The organism is Mesorhizobium sp. M0991 (assembly GCF_040318915.1).
In the GTDB taxonomy this organism is placed as follows: Bacteria; Pseudomonadota; Alphaproteobacteria; order Rhizobiales; family Rhizobiaceae; genus Mesorhizobium.
Window position 1 is genome coordinate 37,618 of record NZ_JAMYNE010000018.1, and the last position, 18,645, is coordinate 56,262.

The 18,645-nt window shown below is 58.7% G+C and carries 12 protein-coding genes; 6 read left to right on the forward strand and 6 right to left on the reverse strand.

The genetic code is table 11. The features are described from left to right. Positions 1-298 precede the first annotated feature (298 nt). Positions 299-6,196: an AAA family ATPase gene (locus NKH70_RS23800; protein ID WP_353026188.1), complete on the forward strand. Its 5,898-nt coding sequence runs from the start codon at positions 299-301 to the stop codon at positions 6,194-6,196. Here the strand turns inward: NKH70_RS23800 and NKH70_RS23805 are convergent. Beyond that, positions 6,191-6,595, reverse strand: coding sequence for a response regulator transcription factor (locus NKH70_RS23805; RefSeq protein ID WP_353016460.1), 405 nt, complete (start codon positions 6,593-6,595; stop codon positions 6,191-6,193). The two genes, NKH70_RS23800 and NKH70_RS23805, sit on opposite strands and share 6 nt — an antisense overlap. 218 nt (positions 6,596-6,813) lie before the next feature. Here NKH70_RS23805 and NKH70_RS23810 point away from each other — a divergent pair, with 218 nt between their 5' ends. Both NKH70_RS23810 and NKH70_RS23815 read left to right on the forward strand, forming a co-directional pair. Then, positions 6,814-7,449 carry a response regulator transcription factor gene (locus tag NKH70_RS23810; RefSeq protein ID WP_353016463.1) on the forward strand — a complete coding sequence of 212 codons (636 nt, stop codon included), beginning with the start codon at positions 6,814-6,816 and terminating at the stop codon, positions 7,447-7,449. A 739-nt stretch (positions 7,450-8,188) separates the two neighbouring features. Continuing rightward, on the forward strand, positions 8,189-10,765 hold the full coding sequence (locus NKH70_RS23815) for a PAS domain-containing sensor histidine kinase (protein ID WP_353016465.1): 2,577 nt from the start codon (positions 8,189-8,191) through the stop codon (positions 10,763-10,765). 348 nt (positions 10,766-11,113) lie between these two features. On the opposite strand, the gene NKH70_RS23820 is transcribed toward NKH70_RS23815, so the two are convergent. Further along, complete coding sequence (locus NKH70_RS23820) at positions 11,114-11,887, reverse strand: alpha/beta fold hydrolase (RefSeq protein WP_353026190.1); 774 nt, start codon at positions 11,885-11,887, stop codon at positions 11,114-11,116. Between the two features lie 458 nt (positions 11,888-12,345). Here NKH70_RS23820 and NKH70_RS23825 point away from each other — a divergent pair, with 458 nt between their 5' ends. Continuing rightward, entirely contained in the window at positions 12,346-12,801 is a 456-nt protein-coding gene (locus NKH70_RS23825; protein WP_353016470.1) for a VOC family protein, read from the forward strand. Between the two features lie 802 nt (positions 12,802-13,603). On the opposite strand, the gene NKH70_RS35835 is transcribed toward NKH70_RS23825, so the two are convergent. Next, positions 13,604-13,951, reverse strand: a complete 348-nt coding sequence (locus tag NKH70_RS35835) for a hypothetical protein (RefSeq protein WP_502908393.1) — start codon at positions 13,949-13,951, stop codon at positions 13,604-13,606. A gap of 389 nt (positions 13,952-14,340) precedes the next feature. Here NKH70_RS35835 and NKH70_RS23835 point away from each other — a divergent pair, with 389 nt between their 5' ends. Next, positions 14,341-15,639, forward strand: coding sequence for an epoxide hydrolase family protein (locus tag NKH70_RS23835; RefSeq protein ID WP_353016472.1), 1,299 nt, complete (start codon positions 14,341-14,343; stop codon positions 15,637-15,639). Between the two features lie 673 nt (positions 15,640-16,312). Further along, positions 16,313-16,678, forward strand: coding sequence for a response regulator transcription factor (locus tag NKH70_RS23840; RefSeq protein WP_353016475.1), 366 nt, complete (start codon positions 16,313-16,315; stop codon positions 16,676-16,678). Positions 16,679-16,800: 122 nt separating this feature from the next. Here the strand turns inward: NKH70_RS23840 and NKH70_RS23845 are convergent, their stop codons facing one another. The 3 genes from NKH70_RS23845 to NKH70_RS23855 form a co-directional block, all read right to left on the reverse strand. Continuing rightward, positions 16,801-17,253, reverse strand: coding sequence for a DNA-3-methyladenine glycosylase (locus tag NKH70_RS23845; protein WP_353016478.1), 453 nt, complete (start codon positions 17,251-17,253; stop codon positions 16,801-16,803). Between the two features lie 18 nt (positions 17,254-17,271). Beyond that, positions 17,272-17,652 carry a nuclear transport factor 2 family protein gene (locus NKH70_RS23850; protein WP_353016481.1) on the reverse strand — a complete coding sequence of 127 codons (381 nt, stop codon included), beginning with the start codon at positions 17,650-17,652 and terminating at the stop codon, positions 17,272-17,274. Between the two features lie 95 nt (positions 17,653-17,747). Further along, positions 17,748-18,344, reverse strand: coding sequence for a redoxin domain-containing protein (locus NKH70_RS23855; protein ID WP_353016483.1), 597 nt, complete (start codon positions 18,342-18,344; stop codon positions 17,748-17,750). Positions 18,345-18,645: the final 301 nt, after the last annotated feature.

Sequence of the window (18,645 nt, forward strand, 5' to 3'; positions counted from 1 at the left end):
AGGTAATCCGGCGCCCAATCAAAAAGCCGGGCGCCAGTCTTCGATGCCGTGAGTGAGATTCGCGGCTTGGCCAGGTCAGCCACCACGTCAGATTCGAACTCCGAAAAGAGTTGGATCGACCCATCCTGCTGAGGTTGGCCAAAGGCCAAGTCGGCGTCAGCCACCTTCTGCGCTGCCGGGCTAGCAAAGCGTCGCTAAACGCGTCAGATTGTTGCTTATCAGATGCCGCATCGGCGTGCCTCAGGCAGCTCAATGGAAGGTGCCCGCGGCCGATCTAGTGTGGCCCGGAGTCTGACGAATGGAGCCGCCACCGATCGGCCAAGACTATTCAGGCAACAACTCTCAAATTTTGTGGGAGGACGGCGAGCGCATATTCCGTCGCGGCTGGCGAACAACCGACAATGGTCAACACCGTGCTGTCCTCATGGTCGAGCTTGCCGCGAGGCGCCCGTCACGCGCAAGCGTCGATCGCCTCATGCATGAATATGACCTTCGGGATAAGCTCGACGAGGTATGGGCGGTGCGACCTCTGGATTTCGTGCGCGACGGTGGTCGAACCACCCTGGTACTCGACGATGAGAGCAGTGAGCCGCTCGACCAGTTTATCACGGGGCCTATGGAAATAGGTCGCTTTCTGCGCATGGCCATCGGAATTGCGAAGGCTGTTGAGAGGCTCCATCGCCGCGGGCTCGTCCACAAAGACATCAAACCCGCGAATATCCTGGTTAACGCTGCGACTGATCAAGTGCGGCTGACCGGTTTCGGTATCGCATCGCCGTTAACGCGGGAGCGCCAGCCAGTCCACCCTGCTGACACGATCGCCGGTACGTTCGCCTATATGGCGCCAGAACAGACCGGGCGAATGAACCGGTCGATCGACTCCCGCAGTGACCTCTACGCTCTCGGCATTACCTTCTATCAAATGCTCGCCGGAACTTTGCCGTTCACGGCCGAAGACCCAATGGAATGGGTACACTGCCACCTCGCCAGATGGCCCGTCGCGCCTGCTGAACGGTTGGGCGATATCCCGGACATCGTTTCGGCCTTGGTAATGAAGTTGCTCGCGAAGACGGCTGAAGACCGCTACCAGACCGCCTCAGGCCTAGAAAGCGACCTTCGCCGCTGCGCGCAGGAATGGAGGGCGCAGCGCCGGATTGACGACTTTTCGCTTGGCAAACACGACACGCCGGATCGCCTTTTGATTCCGGAAAAACTGTACGGTCGGCAGAGAGACATCGGGATTTTGCTTGCCGCGTTCGACCGGACTGTCAAAGGTGGGCCGCCCGAATTGGTGCTGGTTTCCGGCTATTCCGGCATCGGCAAATCCTCGCTTGTCAACGAGCTTCAGCCGGTACTCGTTCCTCCGCGGGGGCTTTTTGCCTCCGGCAAATTCGATCAATACAAACTCGACGTCCCCTACTCAACGCTTGCACAAGCCTTCGAAAGCCTGATCCGGCCGCTACTCGGCAAAAGCGAAGTCGAACTTGCTCCCTGGCGCGACGCGTTGCGGGAAGCATTGGGCCAAAACGCTGCACTGATTGTCGACCTCGTTCCCGAAATGAAGCTCATTATCGGAGCGCCGCCTCCGGCGGTTGAGCTGCCGCCTCAGGACACGCAACGGCGTTTTCATCTGGCGCTTCGGCAGTTCATTGGCGTATTTGCGCGGCCTGAGCATCCCCTGGCCCTCTTCTTCGATGATTTGCAGTGGCTCGACGCCGCAACTCTCGACTTCCTTGAGGATATGTTGGGCCGGTCCGACCTGCACAATCTCCTTCTCATCGGTGCGTACCGCGACAATGAAGTCACGGCGGCACACCCCCTCATGCGCAAGTTGGACATGATGCGTCCCCTCGGCAGGATTGAGGAAATCAAGCTCAACCCGCTGACGGTGCCGGATCTGGGGGAACTTGTTGCTGCCTCGTTCCATTGCGAAGTCGAGCGGGCGTCCTCCCTGGCCCAACTGGTTCATGCGAAGACGAACGGCAATCCTTTCTTTGCGGTCCAGTTCCTGCACGTATTGGCCGACGAAGGCCTCCTAATCTTCGATCACGAGCAGGGGCAGTGGACCTGGGACCTTACCAGTATCAGCGCAAAGCAATATACGGACAATGTCGTGGAGTTTCTCGCCCCGAAGCTGGCGCGATTACCACCCGACACGCAGAACGCGTTACGACAGCTGGCATGCCTCGGTAACCTTGCCGACATGGCGACGCTCTCGATGATTCTGGAGATGCCCGAGGAACAGATGCATGGCGTCCTCTGGGAGGCGCTGCGCGATCAGCTGATCTACCGCCTTGACCGCAGTTACAGGTTCGCTCACGACCGCGTGCAGGAAGCCGCTTATGCGATGATCCCGAGAAGGTCGCGAGCCAAAGCACATTTGACAATCGGTCGACTGCTCGCATCCGGTATCCCACCGGAAGAGAGAGGCGAGGCGATCTTCAACATAGTCAACCAGTTTGATCGAGCCGCGAGACTGATCACGACCGAGCCGGAACGAGAACAAGTCGCTGAACTAAACCTGATGGCCGGGAAAAGGGCAAAAGCGGCAGGCGCCTCAATGGCGGCGATGAACTATCTCTCGGCCGGCCGTTCCCTGCTTGGGAAAGCAGCATGGGCACGGAACCGCAGGCTCACCTTCGAAATCGAGCTCCAATTGGGGGAGTGCCAGTATCTGGTTGGGCGACTGGCGGAAGCGGAACGGCGCCTCTCAGCGCTGTCGAAGCGCGCTCAAAACCCCATCGATGCCGGCGCTGTCGTCTCTCTACGCGTCAACCTTTACATGGTGATGGATCGAAGCGACGATGCCGTCGCCGTGGGTCACGCCTATCTGCGTCGGCATCAGCCCCGATGGCGGCTGCACCCGACAGCAGAAGATGTCAGGAAGGAATGCGGTCGATTGTGGCGGCAGATCGAGACGTTATCGATCGAGTCGCTGCTTGATCTGCCAGCGATGAGCGATCCGAACCAGCAGGCGACGATGAACGTGCTAACGGCGGTGATTGGAGCGGCGCAGTTCACCGACGTGAATCTTTTTCACCTCATCATCATCCATATGGCTGCTCTCAGCCTTGAATACGGAAACACCGAAGGCTCGTGTCTTGCGTACGCAGTCTTAGGCAGTGTGCCAAGTCCGTATCCGGACCAAGCTCAGGCCGGATACCGGGTGGGTAAAATTGCCCTGGAATTGGTCGAGAAGCGCGGATTCCATCGCAGCAGGGGTATCGCCTACTATGGATTTACACTTTTCACCGCGCACTGGATACAGCCCCTGGCTACCTGTCAGGAACTGTTCCAACGCGCCTTCGAGTCCGCTCGGGCTGTCGGCGATCTGACCATTGCGTCCTTCGCGCGGGTCGACCTGGTTACAAATCTTTTGGCAACGGGACACCCACTTGAGGAGGTCGAGAACGAGGCCAACAGCGCTCTCGCTTTTGTGCAAAGCGTGGGCTTCGGGCAGATCGGCGACGTCATCGTAGCGCAAGTCAGGTTGATCCGGGCGCTCCGAGGACAAACAACTGATCTGAATTCGTTCGAGGATGATGAATTCCGCGAAGGATCTTTCGAGCAGCGTCTTGAAGGTGATGCTCGCCTGGCTATCGCGGCCTCGCGATATTGGATTCGAAAACTGCAGGCCAAGGTCCACGCCGACGACTATGTTGGCGCGCTGGAGGCCGCATCGAAATCGGAATCGCTTCTTTGGACCCTACCGTCCCAGCAAGAGCTGCCTGAATACCATTTCTACACGGCGCTCGCCTGGGCTGGATATCCCGAAGCCGCTATTCCGGATGGCCGGCATCATGCTCTCCAGGAATTGCGCTCTCATCACGACCGGATCGCTGACTGGGCCGAGAGCGGGCCCGAGAATTTCGCCAATCGCGCGGCACTCCTGGGCGCTGAACTAGCCAGGCTTGAAGGACGAGAAAACGACGCGATGCAGCTTTACGAGCGGGCAATTCGTTTGGCCCGCGAGCAAGGCTTTGTACACAACGAAGGCCTGGCTAACGAGTTGGCCGCGCGATTCTGGGCTGCCCGCGGCTTCGAAACGATTGCGAGCGCGTATTTTCGAAATGCCCGTGACAGTTATCTCCGCTGGGGAGCCGATGGAAAGGTGAGGCAACTCGATCGGCTGCATCCTGGGCTCAGGCCTGAGCACCCGATCCCCAGTCCGACCTCCACGATCACGACGCCGGTCGAGCATCTCGATCTCGCGACGATAGTCCGAGTCTCGCAAGCGCTATCGGGCGAGATGGTACTGGAAACGCTAATCGACAGGCTCATGCGATCGGCTATTGAGCACGCAGGCGCCGAGCGGGGGCTTCTGATTTCTCCCGAGAATGGAGAATTGCGGATAGACGCAGAAGCGACCGCGCGAGGTGAGCTCGTCGTCGTGCGAGTACCAGAACAGCGGGCGCCCGGCACGGCCCAGATGCCAGAGACGCTAATTCGCTACGCAATGCGAACCGGAGAGACCGTGATCCTCGGCGATGCTGCGGCCCGAAACCCATTTTCTGGCGATGTTCACATCGTTCAAGGCCATGTTCATTCCATCCTCTGTCTCCCGTTGGTCAACCAGGGTAAGCTGATCGCCGTTCTCTATCTTGAAAACAATTTGATCCGAGATGTGTTCACGCCGGACCGTGTCACCGTCCTGAAGATGCTTGCGTCGCAAGCTGCAATTTTGCTCGAGAATACGCGACTTTATCGCGATCTGGCGGATCGAGAAGGAAAGATCCGGCGCCTCGTTGACGCCAACATTCTGGGCATCTGCATTTGGAGTGACGAAGACACCATCGTTGAAGCCAACGAGGCTTTCCTGCGTATCCTTCATTACGAGCGTAAGGATGTCGTGTCCGGCCGGTTGCGTTGGAAGGACCTGACCCCGGCCGAGTGGCGCGAACGGGATGAACGTGCCATGGCAGAGCTGAGTGCAAACGGTACGTTTCAAGCGTTCGAGAAAGAGTTTTTTCGTAAGGATGGTGGTCGAACGCCTGTGTTGCTTGGCGGCACTCGATTTGAAGAAGGCCGTAACGGAGGCGTCGCCTTCGTACTCGATCTGACGGAACGCAAGCGCGCCGAAGAGGCACTCCGTGAAAGTGAACGAAACTTACGCTCTGCAATTGATGGGATACCCGGCCTCGTTGCGATCTTGGCGCCCAACGGTGAAGTCGAAGCCGTAAATCGCCAAATCGTCAATTATTGTGGCCGGCATTTGGATGAACTGAGAAGCTCGGGCCTGGGCGGAATTGTACATCATGACGACATGTCGCGCCTTCTAGAGATTTTCAACAAGTCTATCGCTTCGGGCGTTCCCTATTCGATCGAGGCGCGCTTGCGACGATTCGATGGCGAATTCAGGTGGTTCGACATCCGCGGCATTCCAGTCCGCGACGCATCGGAGCGCATTACCCGCTGGTACGTTTTGCTGACCGATGTCGAGGATCGCACGCAAGCGTTGGTCCGATTGCAGCAGATGCAGTCGGATTTCGCTCACATCAATCGCGTGAGCACAATGGGAGAGCTGGCTGCTTCGCTATCTCACGAAATCCTGCATCCCATTGCCACGGCGCGCAACAACGCGCGCGCGGGGATGCGTTTTCTGGAGATGGATCCGCCAAATCTGGATGAAGCCAGGGAGGCAATCGGCTGTGTCGTCAGGGACGCCGATCGGGCTCGGGACATCGTCGGCCGTGTACGCGATCACATCAAAAAAGCGCCTCCGCGTAAGGAACCCTTCGATCTCAATGAAGCGGTCCGCGAGGCACTTGTCATGGTACACAGCGCATTTGCGAAAAACAAAATTGCGGTCACTGCTCACTTGCCGGAAGGACGGGTTCCTGTTCAAGGTGATCGCGTTCAGCTGCAACAGGTAATAGTAAACTTGGTTCTCAACGCTGTGGACGCGATGGGTTCGGGGAACGAACGAGTAAATGCGCTAACGATCAAGGTTGAACAAGGCGAAGCTGACGAAGTGGTGCTGGTCAAAGTCGCGGACACCGGGCCAGGCATTAGTCCGCAAAATCTTGAGCGTATGTTCGAACCCTTCTACACCACCAAGGACAGCGGAGTCGGGATGGGGCTGTCTATCTGCCAATCCATCATCAAAACCCACGGTGGCCAGCTATGGGCGGAGCCGAACAAGCCTTTCGGCGCCCTATTTCAGTTTACTCTGCCGCCCCCGCCGGACGACTCATGAATGTTCTCCAAGTGGCTTGGCGCTTAAGGCCAAGCTAAGGCAGTGCTCAAGCTCGCCATCGTCCACAGGCTTGCCAAGGTAACAAACCACGCCGTCTTTCATCGCCTGTTTTTTCGCGGCTTCATCGGGGTATGCCGTCACCAAGATGGTTGGGAGGGCGCACCTCACCTTGACTAGATGTCGATGGAGCTCAATGCCAGTCATGCCGGGCATGTGAATGTCGGCGACCAGGCAAGCGGTCTCAGCCAAGACACGAGAGGCCAAAAAATCGGCAGCTGATGGAAAGGCCTCTACATTGTAGCCCAATAGTGTGACCAGTCTTCGCATCGAGTCGCGAAACGGCTGATCGTCGTCAACAATCGATATCAGCGATGGCTTTGATATGAAGGGATCAGGCACCTTAGCCTCGCTTCGACGGCGCCCCTCGATCTCGCGCCTGCATACACCGTTACAGTGTCAACCGCAGTTCCTTGCGATGCAATGCCGCGATCCCTAAGCGATGGCTTAGGTCGCTCAGCTGTTCGCTTAGATGACAGGTGCTGTTCGATTTCGGCGACTGCCTGTAGGATGAAGCTGATCTCGTCGGAAGATGCGCTCAGCTTAAAGGCAAGTACCGGATGGGTGACGCAAATCCCAGGGTCCTGATCATTGATGACGATCCCGAGTTTCGTGACTCGGTTGCGCGCCTGTTGCGCACGGTCGGCTTAGAGACACGGCAATTTTCGTCCGTTTCCGAATTTCTCAAGGCTGATTCCACGGACGGCCCCACATGCCTGGTTCTGGATGTGAGGCTGCCGGGGCAGAGTGGTCTCGAGTTTCAGCGAGAGCTAATTGCAGCCAATCGACAACTGCCCATCATCTTTATGACGGCGCATGCTGACGTACCGATGAGCGTGCAAGCGATGAAGGGCGGTGCGCTGGAATTTCTCACCAAGCCTTTCCGCGATCAGGATCTACTTGATGCCGTTGAGGCCGGCCTTGCTCGCGATCGGGCCCACAAGGATCGCGACAAGATGCTGCGTGCGCTTCGCGAGCGTTTCGACTCACTTAGTTCCCGGGAGCGTGAGATCTTGGTCGAAGTCGTTGCCGGCCGCCTGAACAAGCAGATTGCCAGCGATCTCGGGATCTCCGAATCCACCGTCAAGGTACATCGGACAAATCTGATGCGGAAAATGAGGGCGCAGTCGCTTCCCGAACTCAGCCGAATGGCGGGTGCGCTGAACTTGGTTTCGGACGAGCCTAGGCATCAGTAATCGGGCAATTGGCGTCATCGACGTCAGCTTTACATGGACATTTGTCCATGTGATCGGTGCTTTGGCACGGTGAATTCAGAACGCGTCGGAAGAGACGCATGCCCTCCTCCTAAACGATAGCTTATTCCAGTCGACTAAAAGAGAACCATCGAGTCCTAGCGGCCAATAGAGCACGGCCGATGAAATCGTCATTTTAGTCACCAAATGAGAGCCCTTCATCGCTCACGATAACGACTACGGCTTAGTCAGGATAGACCAGAACCACGATCGCTCGCCCTGGACCAAGATGACAACCCGAAAGCCCTATGATCTCGAACCGCGGCCTGGCACGAGACCGCGGCCAAAGGAACCGGCTCCAGGAGATGGCTCGGACCGGCTGGCATCGTGCCGAGGGTTTGATCGTGCTTTCTTGGGCTGTTCATAAAGAAACTACTTTTGGACTCCAGCCAACCAAAGCCGTCGCACCGTGGTGCCTGGAAATGGTGATCGGACTGTCAGGTGCGGTCATCGGCGAACTGACGTTTAGGCCACAAGACGGGTTCGACGATGCGAATGCTCTCACGTACCACCCCTGGCGAGATCAACCGAACAGAGAGGGTTGCACGAACAAAGCCAAAGAGGCGTCCGATCGAGCCTGCCGATAGCATTTGGCTACAGGCGCGGTGGGCGTTGCCGCGGCAGAAGGCAACCGCAAGAACGGCTTGCGGATTGTCGTGGCAGTTTCAAGAGGACTGCAGCAATGGAGATTGATCAGAGCGAGATATTGAATGCGTTTCCGGTCATGGCGTGGACAACATTGCTGGACGGATCTGCCGATTTCATCAATCGACTCTGGTGGGAGTACACGGGCTTTCAAATGGGCCAAAGCGGTGTCTGGGAATGGCAGGCTGCGGCCGAGCCGAGTGATCTGCCGCAACTGCTTGAAGAGTGGCAAGTGATCCTGAAATCCGTGAAGCCAGGTGAGATGGAAGCGCGCTTGCGGCGCTGGGACGGGAGATATCGCAGGTTTCTTATGCAATTCAACCCGTTGCAGGACAAGGCCGGACGACTCGTCAAATGGTTGGGGGTAGCGACCGACGTCGAGGATGTTCGGCGCGCAGAGCAAAAGCTGCGGCGACGCGACCTCGACCTGCAGTTGATTATCGACAGCATCTCCGTACCCACGGCGGTGACGACGGCCACCGGCGAAGTCGAGGGCGTCAATCGACCTGCTCTGGAATTTTTTGGCAAGACATTGAACGAACTGAAGGAATGGAAAGCCTCCGAAGTCGTCCATCCAGATGATGTCGAACAATCGATTGCTGTCCAATTGGAGGCGCACCGGTCAAGGAGCGCATACAACATGGAGAGCCGGCTTCGCCGAGCCGACGGGGTGTACCGCTGGAACAACGTCCTCGGCATGCCTTTGCCGGACCAGCCAGGTAACATCCTACGTTGGCTCCATTTGCTCATGGATATCGATCAAAGGAAGCGGGCCGAAGACGCGCTGGCCGCAAGCGAGCGCAATCTGCGGCTCACCATCGATACTATCCCGGCCTTGGCATGGTCCGCGCGACCGGACGGTGCGGCCGAGTTTTTGAGTAAGCATTATCTCGACTACATTGGAGTGTCGGGAGAAAAAGCTCAAGGCTGGGGTTGGTCGTCAGCTGTCCACCCTGACGACCTGGCTGGGCTTAGCGCAATCTGGAAGTCTGTGCTCGCCTCGGGATTGTCGGGCGAGGCCGAAGCGCGGCTTCGCCGCTTTGATGGCGAGTATCGATGGTTCCTCTTCCGCGTAAGTCCGTTGCACGACGACAGTGGGAACATTGTCAAATGGTATGGTGTCAATACTGACATTGAGGACCGGAAGCACAGTGAGGAAAGCTTCCGCGCAATCGTCGAAACGACGCCCGAATCCGTGAAAGTGATTGCACGCGAGGGCACCGTGCTGCGTGTAAATTCCGCCGGCGCGGTCATGACTGGCGTTTCGTCGGCCGACGCGCTGGTCGGCCAGAACTTCTTTGACTTTGTCGCTCCCGAGCACCGCGAAAAGTATAGGGCATTCCACCACAGTATCTGCGCCGGGCAAAAAGGCTTCATCGAGTTCGACCTGATCAATGCGCTGGGCGTTCGCCGTCACATGGAGACCCATGCGGCTCCCTTGCGCAACGGAGACCGATCAGTCGCGCAACTGGGAATCACACGCGACATAACCGAGCGAAAGCAGATGGAAGAAAGGTTGCGGCGCAGCGAGGCATTCCTGGCAGAAGGCCAGGATCTGGCTCGAATGGGGAACCTTTCCTGGCGTGTGGTGAGTGGCGACATCGTCTGGTCCGAACAACTCTACCGGATCTTCGAGTTCAAGCAGGGGACTAGCGTAACGCTCGATCGGATTGCCAGCCGGATCCATCCTGAAGATGAGCCGCAGTTGCAGGATATGGTGGCGCGGGCCAAGCGCGGTGAGAGCGATTTCGAATACCAGCCTCGAATCGTGCTGCCTGACGGCTCCATCAAGTACCTACGTTTGATAGCCCACCGTGCTCGCGATCGTGAAGATCAGGTCGAGTATATCGGGGCAGTGCTCGACATTACGCAACGCCGGCGCTCTGAGGAAGCGGTGGAGAAGCTGCGATCGGAGCTTGCCCAGGTCACTCGCGTAATGAGCCTGGGCGCATTGACAGCCTCGATAGCTCACGAAGTCAACCAGCCGCTCGCGGGCATACTCACCAATGCCAGCACCTGCCTTCGCATGCTCGCAAGCGATCCACCCAATATCGAAGTCGCCCGAGAGACAGTGCGACGTGCGATACGTGACAGTAATCGTGCCACGGATGTGATCGCGCGATTACGTGCGCTCTTCAGCAAGCGCGAGGTGACCAATGAGCCGGTCGATCTCAACGAGGCCGCGCGAGAAGTCATTGCACTGTCGTCGAGCGATTTGCAGCGCAACCGCGTGATGCTCCGTGCCGAACTGGCTGACGACCTACCGCCGGTCGCCGGCGATCGCGTGCAACTGCAGCAGGTGATCATGAACCTTCTGCGCAACGCCTCGGACGCTATGAGCGTCGTCGACGATCGTCCACGGCTGCTATCCGTCTGCACAAGCCGCGATGCCGATGGCCAGGTTCGCTTTTCTGTACGCGATGCTGGCATCGGTTTCGGGACGGAGGGCACGGAACGGCTTTTCGAGGCGTTCTATACTACGAAGAGCGAAGGCATGGGAATCGGACTGTCCGTCAGCCGATCGATCGTCGAGAGGCACAACGGTCGCCTTTGGGCGCAAGCCAATGACGGTCCCGGGGCGACATTCTCGTTCTCGATACCAGATTGTCGCTGAAATACTCTCCCTCATGCAGAATCATGGAGCGGCAGGCATCCGATCGGGCTATCGTCGTGCCATCAATTGATGTGCGATGCGAAGCTCAAACCCTCCTGCAATGCCCGTGAAGGCTCGAAAGCCGCGGCATCATCTTTGCAGTCGACACAAGTCCTCGTGATCGCTTGACGCCGGCGCACAAATTCGCTCGCGGATCCGGTTCGTCATGCCGAGCGTGGCAACATGCAGCATACGCACCCGGTCGGTCGAGGCTATTCAAATGCCGTCGACCAACATTCAAAGGGAGGTCCTACTTTAATAGGCCCTGGGCGAAGAGCAGGCCCTCATCCCGCGGAAAATCACATATCCCTATTTGGCGCTCGCCGCATCCTCGATCAGCGCGGCCACCTCATGGGGATGGGAGACCATTACCAGGTGCGAAGCGCCCGGGACGACCACGACCTCCCGCGCATGGGCGCGGCTGGCCATGAAAGCCATAGCAGCGGGCGGGATGTTGCGGTCTGCGGCGCCGTAAATTGACCAGGACGGGATCGTTTTCCACGCCGCCCGAACCGCTAGGTCGGTCAGGGCGGCCTGATTCACAGGACGCTGGGCGGCACCCATCAGCCGCGCGTCGGCCTCGGGCAGATCGGCGGCAAACTGGGCCGGAAATTTCTCCTGCTGGATGTATAGGTCTTGCTCGCCGTTTGGCAGATTGACTGGGGGCGCGAGGGCGGAGCCGAGTGTACTTCCCGGGAATTTATTGGTTAGTTCCAGGCTGCTCTCGCCAACGTCCGGCTCGAAGGCTGAGACGTAGACCAGTGCCTTCACATTAGATTCCGACAACGCCGAGATCACCGCTCCGGCGTATGAATGGCCGACAAGAATGACCGCCCCCTTGACCGAACCAACGACGCTTGCGACGTGGGCCGCATCGCCACCGACGCTTCGCAAAGGATTGGCCGCGGCGATCACCGGGAACCCGTCCCGGATCAAATCCGCGACCACGCCGTTCCAGCTGGCTGACTCTGCAAAGGCGCCGTGGACCAAGACGATGGTGGGCTTCGGTTCGCTCGCGATTGCCGCACTGATAGCTAGGTTGAACGCCCCAACGATTGCGGCGGTCTTGATGAAGGTTCGCATGGCCTGGCCTTTCTCAAAAAACTGACTTCATCAGAGCCGCGCGCTGACGACAAATCTATTGAACGAAGGTGTCGTCTATACCTTGGTGTCTATGTGGTTTGGCTTCAACAGCGCGATCCATGACCGGGACGCGAGCCGCCGGCTCCGCACCGTGCGAGGTTAACCCACCATCAAAACATGAGGACAGGGATTTTCATCAAATATGCAACCGCCGACTGGATTTGACGGTCCTGAGGGGATGTTGTGTCGACCCCAACCTGCCCAGAGTGACCAAAAAACCTCGCCGACCATGGCGACCAGAAATGCGCGGCGGCATTGAAGGACGGTGCGCAACGAACAGATAGGGCTTCCCCCTCGCAGCACTATCAAGCCGAACCATGACCGATACTAAGGTCCGATTTATCTCCGGCCTCGCGGATCCATTTAAAACGCAACGGGGCTTTGCGTTGGAGGTACCTATGAACGATGTGCAGGTCGAAGGGGAAAGCTATCGGATGCCGCCGCAGGACGGGTTTAGCGTTGCGCATTTTTTAACCGTGGCTGACATTGAACGATCGCTTCGATTCTATGAGAGGGTGTTTGGGTGTCGCATCCTGAGCAGAGGCGATGCGCAAGGCGCCCCTGGGTATGTTCAGATGGCCAACACCTGGCTCATCCTCAACGTCGGAGGCGGTCCTACTCCGGACAAGCCCTCGGTGACACTGGGCATACCGGCGAGCCCGGATTCGGTTAGTAGCTTCATGAACATCCGCGTTGCAGATATTCAAGAGTGTTATAATCTTTGGCGCAGCCGCGGAGCTGATTTTATCACTGAGCCGAAGGACAAATATGGAGAAACTCGGTGCTATATCCGAGATTCGGATGGTTATCTTATCGAAGTAGGTCAAAGTAATCCGGACTTTGCCTCCAGCTAGGGTGGCGGCTCTCCTGACTGCTTACGAGGCGTCAGCGTTCGATAGAGCCGTTCAGATGCTCAACGTTGTGTTGCGGATTGCGGGTTCGGCGTAGCAGGCAGGCGGTTTAGAAAATGTTTGAGCGTTCTACACAGCCAAGTCCCGGGGAGGGTGGAGGGGGTCGAGTCCGATCGTCGGCCGCCAAAACGAATGGCTGTAGATTTGCAAGAGAGGCCCCAGGCACGCGCTTTCTGCATTCAAGTCAAATGGCGGCTGAAATCAGCGTCCGCAAACAGGCTCATACAAGCCGTCATCGCCGCGGAATTATACCGGATCACTGCTCTCCCCGAAAGACCGGCAATAAGGCCCTTCGACACGCCGAAGAAGATGCCTCGCGTACTAACGGTTCAAATGCGCTTCAATATTGTACCTCGGAGACCTCAGCCGAATGTGTAATGCCTAACGCTCAGATTACAGCCAGAGGCCCCCAAGAACTCCAGAAAAGCCCCTTTCCTCAAGGGATAACCGGTTCCCCGGGTCGATCACGACTGGTGCGTTACCCCAGCCTGACAAGTATCGGCATAGGCTCGCTATGCTGTCGTTGGCGGCCGTGGCTATCCGTACGGTAGCCGTGTCGCCGCGTATGTTCCGCGCCTATGCCAGCGCGCCAGCTCGATGGCGCAATGGTTCGGCTCTACTATCCATGACAGAAGCTGAGAGAACCAGCATTCAGGCGACCGCTCGGCTATGCGAGCGCACAACGTTTGGCCTCGCGCGCCGCCTGACACGCGGTTCAAGGTCCGCGAAAGGTTACCAAAGATGGTCATTGGCTCCTCCACGGAATTGCTGACGACGCGCGATCGTGATTTGAGATGAAGGCGAGCAGGTCGGCGTTGATCTGATCCTGATGCGTGGCTGTGATGCCGTGAGGCGCGCCAGGCTTGTAGCCTTGGCGCCCTTGATCAGCTTCGCAGACTTCCGCGCCGTGGACGACGCTCGCCCCGCAGGCCGCGTAGCTGCCTACGCTGCGCACAGGGTTGGCGGCCACTGGATAGCCGTCGCGGGTCAGGACCCCGTTGCAACCGGCGGACTCGGCAAAGGCGCCGTGGACCAGCACGACGGTCGACCTGATGTTACAGGTCCGCGCCCACGTCAAGGTGGCCACGCTCATGGCCTCAGTCCGCGCCGCTGCTCTGATAAGTTTGCCCATGGCGATTCCCTTTCGGAAGATCGACGTCACCGCCGAAGTATGGATTCACCGCAATCAGACCCGCACTGCCCCACAAAATCCATTGGACCCAGGTATCGCCGATACGTTTGTACCGACGAGGACGGCGTGGGTGCGCCCGCCCTTGGCGCTGTGCTGCCGCAAGCGCCTCAGGCATCAGCCCAGAGGTCACGTGGCGGAGCCTCGGGGTTGCGGTGAGATGCGCTTGACGCGGGAGCATACCAAGGTATCGGCGATACCAACGTCCAATAGAGCCGACCGGCACTTACTGGCCTCATGGGTTGATGCTGTCTCGAGGCGAGCAGCTTTGACCAAATTATGAGGAGGTACAGATGTCACCATTATCTTCAATCTCCACCCGCCGGGAAGTTCTCGCGGCATCCGCCGCAGGGGCTATTGCAATGATTACCTCGGCGGGTGTCGCCGGGGCGATTTCGACGAGTGGCGGATCTGCCGCCATCCGCCCGTTCCGTATCCACGTTGCGGACGCGGATCTCGTTGACCTCAAGCAGCGTCTCAAAGTCACGCGCTGGCCCGAGCGCGAGACGGTGAACGACACCACCCAAGGCGTTCGGCTCGCGACGATGCAGGCACTAGCGCACTATTGGGAGAGCGAATACGACTGGCGCAAATGCGAGGCCTACCTGAACGGGCTGCCGCAGTTCGTTACCGAAATTGACGGGCTGGACATCCACTTCATCCACGTCCGCTCGAAGCACGCGAACGCGCTGCCGGTCATTGTCACCCATGGGTGGCCCGGCTCGATCATCGAGCAGTTGAAGATCATCGGTCCCCTGACCGATCCGACGGCCCACGGGGGCAGCGCCACCGACGCCTTCGACGTGGTTATCCCCTCACTGCCGGGGCACGGCTTCTCGGGCAAGCCGACGGTGCCGGGGTGGGATCCGATCCGGATCGCGCGGGCCTGGGGCGAGCTGATGACCCGCCTTGGGTACACGCGGTATGTGGCGCAGGGCGGCGATTGGGGGAATGCCGTCACCGAGCAGATGGCCCTGCAGACGCCGCCGGGTCTTGTCGGCATCCACACGAACATGCCGGCCACCTTGCCGGATGAAGTCTCGAGTGCGCTCGCGGCGGGCGGCCCAGCGCCGTCCGGCTTGTCGGCCGACGAACGCTATGCCTGGGATCAGCTCGACTTCTTTTGGAAGCATGGGCTTGCCTACGCCCAGGAGATGGCGAACCGGCCGCAGACGCTGTACGCGCTGGCCGATTCACCTATCGGGCTGGCAGCCTGGATGCTCGATCACGATGCGCGCAGTTACGACCTGATTGCCCGCGTCTTCGACGGAAAGTCCGAAGGTCTGTCCAAGGAAGACGTCGTCGACAACATCGCGCTCTACTGGCTGACCAACACCGCGGTCTCGTCGGCGCGCCTCTACTGGGAAAGCAAGCTGGCCTTCTTCGCGCCGAAAGGCGTGCCGCTCCCCGCCGCCGTGAGTGCGTTCCCGGACGAGATCTACATGGCGCCGCGGAGCTGGACCGAGAAGGCCTATCCCAAGCTGATCTACTACAACCGTCTCCCGAAGGGAGGTCACTTCGCAGCCTGGGAACAGCCGCAGGTTTTCACCAACGAGCTTCGGGCCGCGTTCGGGTCGTTGCGTAGCGCCTGACCCCTGCCAGTGCAGACCTGCCCGCGCCCTCAGCTCAGGGCGGGTCTGCGCGCCGACCCGCCCCCCGTAGGCGGGCTGCCGCTTCTCCTTCATGATGTCATCGTCGATGATCGTCATGCGCGGACGCTTTATTTTTGAAATCTCCGCCGAAAATCGGGGCCTTGCCTCCGCCCAACGACCGACGTTAACAGAAAAAACCCTTAGACCGATACCAAGGTGCTATGGATTTTCGGAATGGGAGCGGGCAGCGTCCATTGGTGCGGCATCAAATCCTGCGGGCTTGGAGGGGAGTTAGGTGGCTACGCTGGCGCAGCCTATGCTGCTTGAGCGCGCTCCGCAAAGCGCTCTCGCCGCGAACTGTAAGCTGACCATGAAGCTCGAGGTTCTCCTTTCTGAGAACAAGTGGCTTCAGCGCTACCTCAGCAGATTTGATCCCCTAAGGCCCGAGGAACTCTTTGGGCAATTCTATACGACCAAAAGCAATGAAATGGGGCATCGGTCTTTCCGTCAGCAAGACCATAATCGAGAATCACCAGGGCCGCGTTTGGGCCGAGCGTAACGACGGCCCAGGCCCTAAGGCCTGCTTTCTCCGCTCCTCCCTGATTATGGGGTATCGGCCAACAATTTTGATCATGCCCCGCCAAAGTTTCCCGGATAGTACTGGAAATGCATAATGATACGACGAGCATACATCGCTGTAATCGACGATGATGAGTCCATTCGCGAGTCGCTTCCGGACCTAATCAGCATGTTCGGCCATGAAGCCGAGGCATTCTCCTCGGCAGAAGAATTCCTGGCTTCGAAACTGATCGATCAAGCCAAATGCTTGGTCCTTGACATCGCAATGCCTGGTATGTCCGGGATCGAGCTTCAACGCGAGCTGACGCAACAGGGTCGGCAGATTCCGATCGTTTTCATTACAGCCCATGGAGATGAACAGGTCTGTGGGCGTCTGCGTCGGAGTGGGACAATCGAATGTCTCCTAAAACCGTTCACGGATACTGCGTTGCTTGATGCGCTCAACGCTGTTCTCCGCTGACGGGTTGCGATCCCGGACCGCTGACGAACGGACTCTGCCTGACATAGAACCGTAGGAGTCGGTCCGCATCCGGCGAAATGCCGATCCTGGTGCTCTGCCCGATTTCGCCGGGCTCGTCGTCCTCACCATGTCCGAGCCACAGGGCCTTTCCGGCAAAGATCGAGCCCGTCGAGCGAGGCGAGCCTTCCCGGTCCTCGCGCCAGGTCGCGCAAGCGCTCGATGCCTCGATTTGCCCGCATGATCTCGATGCTTTCGAGCGGCTCGAGCGCCCTGATCAGGACGCCGGTGCCGGTGCCCGTCGTCTCGCTGGAGACGTTGAGCATGTAGGAGATGCCGTAGGCGAGATAGACATAGGCGTGCCCACGCTTGAGGAACAGCGAGCGGGTGCGCGGCGTCATCCCGCGATAGCCGTGCCCGGCGGCGTCGCCGACGACATAGGCCTCGGTCTCGACGATGCGACCGCTGGCGACGCCTTCCGGCAACTCGCGAACCACCAACTTGCCAATGAGATAGCCGGCGAGGGCGGCAGTATCGTTCGGCAGCTCCGGGCGGGCGAGTGGGCGGCGGATGACCATCCTTATGGCGGCCAGGGTTCAAGGAATCCGCTCGACCCATTCCGCACGCGAAGGCCCTGGCTCGAACGGATCGCCGAAATACTGGGTCTCGCGGGCCACCTTGCCATCGAGGAACTCCATGATGCTCACGGTGTAGGACGGCCGCCCGTCATAGGTCAGGACAAATTCCGTGACCCAGAGGTCGCCCGTGCCGATGATGCGCCGCACCGTGAAGCGTTTCTTGTTCGGCTGCGCGGCGCGGGACGACTGAATGCTTCGCCGTCCGCGAATGCGCTCGCCCGATTGCGGATAGTCGAGCACCGCGTCCTCCCGATAAATCTGATGTTCCGCCTCGAGATCGTTCGCATCGGAGGCGGCCCAGTGGCGATCCAGGGCCGCTCGTATCTCCCGGTCTTCCATATCAAATCTTCTTAACCCCCTAAGGCCCAAACCTCGCACAGCGACTAAAGCTCGTCACCTTGCCACCCCTCTCTCGCGCACCGACAATCTTGAATTCATTCCTTTTCGCGAAGTGTTTGAGCGCGCGTCTTTCCATAAGGATAGAAAAGCTCCTTACGACCCGTCTGCCACGCAGCCTTGAGTTCCGGCCTGGTGATGTCCCAATCCGGTCGGCATTTCATGGTCACCGCTCGCATATCCTGCCGCAGTTCCTCCACGGTGGGTCGCCCGAAAAACCAATACCCATTGTAGACCTTGGAAACGATAAGGCCGGGTTCCATGACGATAACGTGAGGGATCATGGGGTTGTGCGCGGGATCCGTGTACTCGGCGATGTCGAGGTCCTTCTGGATCACGCGTCGCGGGTCGGAAAGAAAAGGCCAATGAGCGCCAGCGCTCAATCGATACTCGTTTGTCTCTAGGAGATTATCCGTGGTGATGGTGACGAGCCGGCAATAACCCACTTCCATTTCGTGATAGAGCTGAACAAGCCCTTCAGCCTGCCGTCGGTCCCTAGGACAATACCCACCTCTGCCCAGAACCAGGACCATGGGGTCTTCTCCCTGCAATTCGGAAAGCCTTCGCCGCACGGCGCCATGATCCGGTAGCTCATAATCCGGAAAAATCGATCCTGGAATGATGTCGGAGCGCATCTGAAAGCCTCACTGAGTGTCCCGGAGGTTGAGAACCATTTTGGCCGGACGGACCATAAAAAGCCGGGAGAGGTATCAAAATCCATTATGCGATGGTGTCGCCGATACCATGGAATAATGGTTACTCCAGCATCGAATATCGGTCGCTAGGCTAAGGCCGAGGTTGCTGAGCCCTAGCAGAATCCGCCGCTTGCCAAGGCAAAGGCATTCGGCGTCGGCCGCCGGCTTGTTCAGGGTTTGCTCCCTTGATGGTGAATGCCATCGCGGGTCGCAGACATTGCCTGTCATTGCCTTGAAGCGT